The 8,411-nt window shown below is 60.1% G+C and carries 10 protein-coding genes; all 10 read right to left on the bottom strand.

The annotated features are described in order from the left end of the window. Positions 1–192 (bottom strand): GTP-binding protein (locus VIH17_02810; protein ID HEY4682160.1); only part of this gene is annotated, 192 nt, incomplete at its 3' end. Between the two features lie 301 nt (positions 193–493). Continuing rightward, a complete protein-coding gene (gene fusA / locus VIH17_02805) occupies positions 494–2,662 on the bottom strand; it encodes an elongation factor G (protein HEY4682159.1) in 2,169 nt (722 codons plus the stop codon). A gap of 91 nt (positions 2,663–2,753) precedes the next feature. Next, positions 2,754–3,224, bottom strand: coding sequence for a 30S ribosomal protein S7 (gene rpsG, locus VIH17_02800; protein ID HEY4682158.1), 471 nt, complete (start codon positions 3,222–3,224; stop codon positions 2,754–2,756). A gap of 11 nt (positions 3,225–3,235) precedes the next feature. After that, positions 3,236–3,619: a 30S ribosomal protein S12 gene (rpsL, locus tag VIH17_02795; protein ID HEY4682157.1), complete on the bottom strand. Its 384-nt coding sequence runs from the start codon at positions 3,617–3,619 to the stop codon at positions 3,236–3,238. Positions 3,620–4,099: 480 nt separating this feature from the next. Next, a complete protein-coding gene (gene frr / locus VIH17_02790) occupies positions 4,100–4,681 on the bottom strand; it encodes a ribosome recycling factor (GenBank protein ID HEY4682156.1) in 582 nt (193 codons plus the stop codon). Between the two features lie 53 nt (positions 4,682–4,734). Further along, on the bottom strand, positions 4,735–5,454 hold the full coding sequence (gene pyrH, locus VIH17_02785) for a UMP kinase (protein ID HEY4682155.1): 720 nt from the start codon (positions 5,452–5,454) through the stop codon (positions 4,735–4,737). A 9-nt stretch (positions 5,455–5,463) separates the two neighbouring features. Then, the gene (gene tsf, locus VIH17_02780) at positions 5,464–6,150 is read right to left on the bottom strand and encodes a translation elongation factor Ts (protein ID HEY4682154.1); all 687 of its coding nucleotides are present in this window, start codon (positions 6,148–6,150) and stop codon (positions 5,464–5,466) included. A gap of 129 nt (positions 6,151–6,279) precedes the next feature. After that, on the bottom strand, positions 6,280–7,200 hold the full coding sequence (gene rpsB / locus VIH17_02775) for a 30S ribosomal protein S2 (GenBank protein ID HEY4682153.1): 921 nt from the start codon (positions 7,198–7,200) through the stop codon (positions 6,280–6,282). Between the two features lie 207 nt (positions 7,201–7,407). Then, on the bottom strand, positions 7,408–7,806 hold the full coding sequence (gene rpsI / locus VIH17_02770) for a 30S ribosomal protein S9 (protein ID HEY4682152.1): 399 nt from the start codon (positions 7,804–7,806) through the stop codon (positions 7,408–7,410). 85 nt (positions 7,807–7,891) lie between these two features. Then, entirely contained in the window at positions 7,892–8,365 is a 474-nt protein-coding gene (gene rplM, locus VIH17_02765) for a 50S ribosomal protein L13 (protein HEY4682151.1), read from the bottom strand. Between the last annotated feature and the right edge of the window lie 46 nt (positions 8,366–8,411).

Raw genomic sequence — 8,411 nt, 5'->3', positions numbered from 1 at the left:
AATCGTGATCCCCCGCGCCCGCTCCTCCGGCGCGTTGTCAATCGAATCGAACGACCGAAACGCCACCTTCGGGTCGGTCTTCCCCAAGACCTTGGTGATCGCCGAGGTCAGCGTCGTCTTGCCGTGGTCAATGTGGCCAATCGTGCCGATGTTTACGTGCGGCTTCGTCCGCTCAAATTTTTCCTTCGCCATTGCTGTCTCTGCTCCTCAGCGTGTAAGTCTTACGACTGGACAATGGACCTGCCCGCCCAGAGTGCGTCGAGTTTCGCAGTTCTCTGGGGGTCGCGCCTGAGATCGCTCAAAGAAACGTGATTCATGTAGGCCTTGTACCTCTTGCTCTCACAAGCAAAGTCTACACGCCACGTGCGAGTATTAGACTCCGGGGACCATGCAAAACCGGTCGCCCCTTTGCTACCAAGGTACTGCTCAACGATCTTCTTGCCTTCCTGAAGGTCAGGAGGCTCTGGGGCGAGTTTGGTCATCAGAATCACGCCTACGACCTCACCGCCTTGCCGGTGACCCGTGAAATCACTTCCTCAGCGATATTGGCCGGCGCTTCCTCGTATCGCCAGAAGTGCATGGTAAAGCTGGCGCGGCCCTGGGTGCGCGAACGCAGCTCAGTGGCGTACCCGAACATTTCAGAAAGCGGCACGTGGCTGCGGATGACCTGCGACCCGGCACGCGTCTCCATGCCCATAATCTGCCCGCGGCGGCCATTGAGGTCGCCAATCACGTCGCCCATATATTCCTCCGGGACGACGACTTCCACCTGCATGATCGGCTCGAGCAGAACCGGCTGCGCTTTTTGCGCAGCTTCTTTGAAACCGATCGAGCCGGCAATCTTGAAAGCGATCTCCGAGGAGTCCACCTCATGATAGGAGCCGTCGTAGAGGACGGCGGCAATGTCCACCATCTCGTAGCCGGCGAGCACGCCGCCTTCGAGCGCTTCGGCAATGCCCGCCCGGACGGCCGGGACAAAATTCTTCGGGATCGCCCCGCCATAGATCCCATCCACGAAAACAAATCCGCGGTCTTTATCCACCCAATAATTTTTCTTGGCGCCAATCTGTTTGAGGATATCGGCAATGGCTTCTTCGCGGGGTTTGTTGAGGGCAATGGGATGGATGCGGAGCTTGACGTGGCCGTACTGGCCGTGGCCGCCGGTCTGACGAATGAACCGGCCTTCCGCCTCCGCCGGCCGGCGAATCGTCTCGCGGTAGGCAACCTGAGGCCGGCCGACGTTCGCCTGAACCCCAAACTCCCGCATCATCCGATCCACGATGATTTCCAGGTGCAGTTCGCCCATGCCGGAGATGATGGTCTGGGCGGTGTCGGGATCGGTGTGGATGCGGAAGGTGGGGTCTTCCTGGGCGAGCTTGGTGAGGGCGTTGCCGAGCTTGTCCTGGTCCGATTTGGTCCTTGGCTCGATGGCCACCGAAATCACTGGCTTCGGAAAATCCATCGATTCCAGCACAATGGGATGCTCCTCATCGCAGAGGGTGTCGCCGGTGACCACGTTTTTCAGGCCGACGCAGGCGGCGATATCCCCGGCCGAAACCTCCTGAATTTCTTCTCGCTTGTTGGCATGCATCTGGAGGAGCCGGCCAATGCGCTCGCGAAAGTCCTGGCGCGAGTTCAGCACGTGCGAACCGGCCTGCAACGTGCCCGAATAAACGCGGAAATAGGCAAGGTGGCCGACGAAGGGATCAGTCATGATCTTGAAAACCAGAGCCGAGAAGGGTTCCTTGCCCTCTGGCCTGCGTTGGAGCGCTTTCCCCGTTTCCGGGTCGGCCCCTTCCACCGGTGGAATGTCCAGCGGGCTCGGCAGGTAATCCACCACCGCGTCCAGCAGCGGCTGAATGCCCTTGTTCTTGAAAGCGGCCCCGCAGATGACCGGAACAAGCTTCAGCGCAATCGTTCCCTTGCGCAAGCCCAGGCGGATGTCCTCCGGACTCATTTCGTGGTCGTGAAGATATTTTTCAAGCAGGCGGTCGTCCATCTCCGCCACCGCTTCAAGCAAGCGACCGTGATAGGCCCTGGCAATCTCCCGGTAGGGGGCAGGGATGGGAACGCGCTCGTACTCGGCCCCGAGGGTCTCTTCATCCCAGACGATGGCCACTTGCTCGATCAAATCAATGACCCCTCTGAATCTTTCCTCTTTTCCGATGGGGTACTGGATGGCGACGGGGTGGGCGTCAAGGCGGGAACGAATGGCGGCGATGGTATGCTCAAAGTTGGCGCCAACGCGATCCATCTTGTTGATAAAGCAGAGACGCGGGACGCGATACTTATCCGCCTGGCGCCACACCGTCTCCGTCTGCGGCTCGACGCCGGCCACGGCATCAAACACCGCGATGGCGCCATCCAGCACGCGCAAGGAACGTTCCACCTCAGCCGTAAAGTCCACGTGGCCGGGCGTGTCAATGATGTTGATGCGATGCTCGCGCCAGTAGCAGGTGGTGGCGGCGCTGGTGATGGTGATGCCGCGCTCGCGCTCCTGCTCCATCCAATCCATGATGGTGGTGCCGTCATCCACTTCGCCCAGCTTGTGCGTCCGCCCGGTGTAGAAAAGCACACGCTCGGTCGTCGTCGTTTTCCCGGCGTCAATGTGCGCCATGATCCCGATGTTGCGCGTGCGTTCGAGTTGGTCCGTACCTGCCATCAAAATCGTCCGTGGTTGGTAATGCCATGTGCCCAGCCGATCCTTTCGAGTTCCCCCCGGTGGGCCGACCGGAGATTCTGGATCGGATGCGCTACCACCGATAGTGGGCAAAGGCCTTGTTGGCCTCGGCCATGCGGTGGATGTCCTCCTTCTTCTTAACGGCCCCGCCGCGATTGTTGGCCGCGTCCATCAATTCCTCAGCCAGCTTGTCAACCATCGACTTCCCCGGCCGGGCGCGGGCATAAAGAATCAGCCAGCGAATGGCCAGGGAGGTGCGGCGGAAGGTATTGACCTCGACCGGCACCTGATAGTTGGCCCCGCCGACGCGCCGGCTTTTTACTTCCAGCAGCGGCCGGCAATTTTCAACCGCCTTCTTGAACATCTTGGCCGGGTCATCATTGGTTTTCTTGGCCACCATATCCATGGCCCCATAGAAGGCACGCTCGGCAGTGCTCTTCTTGCCGTCCCACATCATGCAATTGATGAACTTGTGGACGAGGGCCGAGCTGAAGATCGCATCCGGCGTAATCTCATGATGTTCGACGTACCCTTTTCGCGGCATGGTTCCAACCTCTACTTGGCAGCGGCCTTCTGGCGCTTGGCGCCGTACTTCGAGCGTCCTTGCTTGCGATTCTCCATGCCCGCGGCATCGAGCGTTCCTCGTATGATGTGATAGCGCACGCCCGGCAAATCCTTGACCCGGCCTCCGCGTACCAGCACGATCGAGTGTTCCTGCAAATTGTGCCCGATACCCGGGATGTAGCTGGTGACTTCAATGCTGTTCGTCAGCCGGACGCGAGCCACCTTGCGCAGCGCCGAGTTCGGCTTCTTCGGCGTCTGCGTATAAACGCGGATGCAAACCCCGCGTCGTTCTGGGCAACCCTGCAGCGCCGGTGACTTTGTCTTTGCCCTCACCTGCTCCCGGCCAAAACGCACCAATTGCGAAAACGTCGGCACGATTCACCCTCAATCTGAAATCCAACAGCGACAATAATGTCGGTGGATAAGTTCAGCTTTCGGAAAGGGTCAGAAGCGACCCCGGTGACCATCACGACAAGAAGACCGACGGCAAACTTCGCCTCGCCTTTAGCCAAAAGCGGATGCGAGATCGAACACCGACGGCAGGCTTTCTCTTGGCTTTGCGGGGCTTGCGCCCCATACCGGCCACGGCGCCCTAAGGCACCCTTTCCCCTTCATCGGCCCGGCTGCCATCCCTGCGCCTCTTTTGCCGGCCGACAAACCAAGAAGAATAAAGGGATTTCACATTTTTGTCAAAAGGTTTTTGCCGTCGTGGAGAAGGCACATCCTGTCACGACCGGAACTTTGGAGCGCTTGCGTCCTTTTCCTTCGATCGCGTTGCTGTCCCGCCAGGGCGAGGCGAGGGAGAAGCACAACCAGCGTCGAACCGCCGGTCCCCAGGTTTCGGGAGCCAGGATTTCAGTGTATCTCCATGATTTCTTTATCTTTAGCTCTGGAGAGTTCATCCAGCCTGATAATGAACTGGTCGGTCAATTTTTGCATCTCCTCGAGAGCCTTGCGGTGGTCATCTTCGCTCACCTTCTTGTCCTTGAGCAATTTCTCGATCTGCTCTTTCCCATCGCGGCGAATATTGCGCACCGCCACATGATGGTTCTCAAGCACCTTGTGGAGATGCCGGGCCAACTCTTTTCGCCGCTCCTCGGTCAAAGGCGGAATGGGCACGCGAAGAATCTTGCCGTCGCTGACCGGGTTGAGGCCAAGGTCGGAGGTGCGGATGGCCTTGTCCACGGCGGCGATTTGCGCAACGTCCCAGGGCTGGATGACGATCAAGCTGGCGTCGGGAACCGACAGAGTGGCAACCTGGTTGAGCGGGGTGGGCGTGCCGTAGTATTCCACCCGGATCTGGTCGAGCAAATTGACCGAGGCGCGCCCGGTGCGAATGGCCGCCAGTTCCTTGCGAAAATCTTCCACTGCCTTCTCCATACGCGCCCTGGCCTGGGTCAGAGCGTCTTTGGTGGAAGCAACCGGAGCCATAGTCATGAGAACCTCCTTGCTTCCATCGCACTCGCCCAGCCCGCCAGGCCGAGGCGGGCTCAGACGGTGACGCGCGAGCCGACGGAAGTGTCACCCAGAATGACTCGCTTCATGTTCCCCGGGACGTTGAGATTGAAGACAATGATGGGCAGTTTGTTATCCATGCAAAGGGAAATGGCGGTCGTGTCCATCACCTTCAGGCCGCGGGAGATCACGTCCAGGTGGCTGATGCAGTCAATCTTGCTGGCCTGCTTCACTTTCTCCGGGTCAGCATCGAAGATGCCGTCCACCCTGGTCGCTTTCAAAATGACTTCGGCGTGAATCTCCATGGCTCGCAGGGCGGCTGCCGTATCCGTGGAAAAGTAGGGATTGCCGGTTCCGCCGGCGAAAATAACCAGACGGCCTTTTTCCAGGTGACGAATGGCGCGGCGGCGAATGAACGGCTCAGCCAACCGGTGCATCTCAAAGGCAGTCATCAGCCGCGTGTTGACATTCTTCTTTTCCAGAGCCTCCTGAAGCGCCAGCCCATTGATCACTGTGGCCAGCATGCCCATGTGGTCGGCGGCAACACGATCCATGGATTTTCCGACCGCGCTCGAGCCGCGGAAGATGTTGCCTCCGCCGATCACCAGAGCGCTCTCGACCCCCAGCTCGTGGACCTCGCGCACTTCGTTGGCAATGTTGTCCGCCGTTTCCAGCTCAATGCCAAAGCCTTGCTTGCCCTGAAGGGCTTCCCCGCTGAGTTTGATCAGGACTCGCTTGAAGATGGGTGCTGCCATGTCGCTGGGTCAAGCTCCTCGAGCGGGCGCGGCCCCGCCGTCCTGCCGGGGCATCGGGGCGGGCTTGGTGGTGACAAACGATTCGGTGTCTTCGCCGACCTTGAAGCGCACAAATCTCCGCACGGCGATCTTCTCGCCGAACTTTGCGATTTTGGAATCGATCAGCTCTTTGACGGTAATCTTCTCGTCGCGGATGAAGGGCTGTTCGTAGAGGCAGGCCTCGGCATAGAATTTGTCCATGCGACCGTCGATGATTTTCTCGATGACGGCAGCGGGTTTGGCGCTTGCGTTCGCCTGTTCGCGGAGGATCTGCTTTTCCCGCTCGAGGATCTCCAGGGTGACGTCCTCGCGGCGGATGAAACGCGGGTTGGCGGCGCAGATGTGCATGGCGATGTCGTGCGCCAGTTGCTGAAATTCAGCGTTGCGCGCCACGAAGTCAGTCTCGCAGTTTACCTCAACCACCACTCCCATTTTGCCGCCGGCGTGAATGTAGCTGCCGACGACGCCCTCGGTGGCCACCCGAGCGGCTTTTTCCTGGGCACTGGCGATTCCTTTTTTGCGAAGCAGGATGGTAGCCTGCTCCAGGTCGCCATTCGCCTCCGTGAGGGCCTGCTTGCAATCCATCATGCCCGCGCCGGTGCGCTCGCGGAGTTCTTTGACCAGTTTTGCCGGAACCATCACTTGAGGTTGCGTCATGAGCCCCGCCGCGGCAGGGCCGTTACTCCCCATCGCAAGAAATATCGGAAGAAATCATCTCTCCCGATGCAAGACCAGGGTCCTGTGCGCGCCCCGCCCCTTGGCCCCTCGGGCCATTCGCCAGGCCATCTACTTTGGACGTCGCGGCGTAATTCCGTTGTCTTCAACCGCAAAAGTGCCCTCGTCGGCGGCTTGCTCAAAAGCCTCCACCGTGTCCACCGGAACCTCGGGTGCCTCTTGTGGAAAATCCTCGCCGGGGACCTCGGCCAACTCAGCCCCCTCGACCGCTTCCGTTATTTCCTCGCCCGCCGCGACTTCAGCCATTTCAGGCTGTTCCGCCTTTTGGGCTTCGAGTTGGCTCTGTTCGAAGATGCTGCGGCCCTCGAGGATACAATCAGCAATCTTCCCCGCGAACAACCGGATGGCTCGCAAGGCGTCGTCGTTTCCGGGGATGACGTAGTCCACTTCATCGGGATCGCAGTTGGTGTCCACCACCGCCACCACCGGTACCCCGATGCGGCGCGCTTCTCGCACCGCAATCTGTTCCTTGCTCGAATCAATCACGAACAGCGCGTCGGGCATGCCGGGAAGCGTCTTGATGCCGGCCAGATTCTGCTCCAGGTGCTGCCGCTCGCGCAGCAGGCGGATCTGCTCCTTCTTTGGCCGCAAATCCATGCGACCGTCCTCAACCATCTCGTCAAGCTCCTTGAGCCGCTGGATGGATTTCTGAATGGTGCCGAAATTGGTGAGCAGGCCGCCCAGCCAGCGGTGATTCACAAAGAACATGCCGCAACGCTGCGCCTCTTCCTTGATCGCTTCCTGCGCCTGGCGCTTCGTGCCGACAAACAGGACGGTCTTTCCGCTGGCGCCGAGCTCGCTCACAAATTTGGCCGCTTCTTTGAACTGTTTGAGCGTCTTTTGCAGGTCAATGATGTAGATGCCATTGCGCTCGCCGAAGATAAACTCCTTCATCTTGGGGTTCCAGCGGCGAGTCTGGTGGCCGAAGTGGACACCCGCCTCCAGCAGCTCTTTCATGCTGATGGAAACCAAACGACTTCCTCCTTCTGCCCTCAACCCCGCCTACCGCCGGCTGGCTTGCTTTCCCCCGCCGAGCGCTAGGCCTCTTCCAGTCGAGGCTGCCAGCCCCTTGCTGGCCGAGTGGTTTTCCCCCGAACAAGCCGGGGGAAGGTGAAGAGAATCCGCCCACCGGGGCGGAGCCGACACGCCCTGCTCTCGGCAGGGTCCACATTCCAACCGCTAACGCTTCGAGAACTGAAAGCGCTTCCGCGCGCCCTTCTGGCCATATTTCTTGCGTTCTTTCATGCGCGGATCGCGCGAGAGCAATCCCCTTTTCCGGAGCTGGCCTCTCAGTTCGGCATGATAGGCAACCAGGGCCCGAGCTATCCCCAGCCGCACCGCACCCGCCTGGCCGGAAGCGCCGCCGCCGCTCACCTTGGCGTTCACGTCAAACAAATCGGCCGTAGCCGTAGCCAGCAGCGGCTCGCGAGCGAGCAATCGCCAGCGCACCGTCTTGAAAAATTCATCGTAGCGGCGCCGGTTTACCGTGAACTTGCCGCTGCCGGGCCGCAAGAAAACGCGCGCCACCGATTCTTTCCGCCGGCCCGTCCCGTAGTACTGCCCGGAAGGCGTGGGCAAAGCTGGAGCAGGGGCCGTCTCCGTCAAAATCTCCGGGGTCTGGACTTCACTTGCCAACGTTCACCTCGTTCACCTCGCTGGCCTCTCACTGCATCGCAGGGGCCGCGACGGGTTTTTGCGCGGCGTGGGGATGCTCCTCGCCGGCATAGATGCGAAGCCGCTTGGCCAGCCGCGCCCGCAAACGATTCTTCGGCAGCATGCCGAGGATGGCATCGCGCACCACCTCCGCCGGCCGGGTCTGTTTCCGATGCTTCAGGGAAACTTCTTTGAGTCCGCCGGGATAGCCGCTATGCCGGCGATAGATCTTCTGCTCGAGCTTGCGGCCGGTCACCCGAACCTTCTCGGCGTTGACAATCACCACATGGTCGCCGCTCACATGAAAGGGAGTATAGACGGGCTTATCTTTGCCAATGAGAATCCGGGCGGCACGAGTGGCCAGCCGCCCCAGCACCTGGTCCCGGGCATCGAGCAGGACCCATTTGCCCTCGCGCATCTGCTCCACCTGCTCGCCCCTTGGGAAAAAGGTTCTCACGTCAATCAGCAGCCTCGAACCGCACATTGCAAACTCGCTAATCTACCGGACTGCCCCACTTTTGTCAACGAGT

It is taken from the genome of Candidatus Acidiferrales bacterium (assembly GCA_036514995.1).
GTDB lineage: Bacteria > Acidobacteriota > Terriglobia > Acidiferrales > DATBWB01 > DATBWB01.
Note: the sequence above shows the minus strand (reverse complement) of the source record. Positions and strands in the feature narration are given on the sequence as shown.

Bases quoted from the DNA above. Each gene is read 5' to 3' on its own strand.
- tsf (HEY4682154.1), bottom strand. From the start codon at position 6,150: ATGACGCAACCTCAAGTGATGGTTCCGGCAAAACTGGTCAAAGAACTC.
- rplM (HEY4682151.1), bottom strand. From the start codon at position 8,365: ATGTGCGGTTCGAGGCTGCTGATTGACGTGAGAACCTTTTTCCCAAGG.
- frr (HEY4682156.1), bottom strand. From the start codon at position 4,681: ATGACTATGGCTCCGGTTGCTTCCACCAAAGACGCTCTGACCCAGGCC.
- rpsG (HEY4682158.1), bottom strand. From the start codon at position 3,224: ATGCCGCGAAAAGGGTACGTCGAACATCATGAGATTACGCCGGATGCG.
- pyrH (HEY4682155.1), bottom strand. From the start codon at position 5,454: ATGGCAGCACCCATCTTCAAGCGAGTCCTGATCAAACTCAGCGGGGAA.
- fusA (HEY4682159.1), bottom strand. From the start codon at position 2,662: ATGGCAGGTACGGACCAACTCGAACGCACGCGCAACATCGGGATCATG.